Source organism: Pseudoponticoccus marisrubri, from assembly GCF_001482405.1.
Taxonomy (GTDB): Bacteria; Pseudomonadota; Alphaproteobacteria; order Rhodobacterales; family Rhodobacteraceae; genus Pseudoponticoccus; species Pseudoponticoccus marisrubri.
On the sequence record NZ_LPXO01000090.1, the window covers coordinates 1 to 275 of the forward strand.

1 protein-coding gene is annotated in these 275 nt (G+C 41.5%); it reads right to left on the reverse strand.

Annotated elements, in window-relative coordinates:
- On the reverse strand, positions 1 to 255 hold a 255-nt coding region (locus tag AVJ23_RS22560), incomplete at its 3' end, for a nucleotidyltransferase family protein (protein WP_084794877.1).
- Positions 256 to 275 lie beyond the last annotated feature (20 nt).

Below are 275 nucleotides of genomic sequence, written 5' to 3' on the forward strand. Positions count from 1 at the left end.
AACAACCGGTTTCAGGCTACTTTCAACGCCCAAATCGACAGGCGCTTGAAACGCTGCCTCCAAATATTCTTTTAACTCGAAAAAGCTTTGAAATGTATTATCACTGACCAGTTCTACCACAATATCAATATCACTTTGCGGTGTTTGCTGTTCCCGCACATAACTCCCAAACAGGCCAATTTTTTGAACCCCAAACCGTGCCTGTAACAAAGCTTTATGCTCTGAAAGAAAATTGATGATGTCTTGCTTATCCATCGTTCTAACTCCACGTTAGA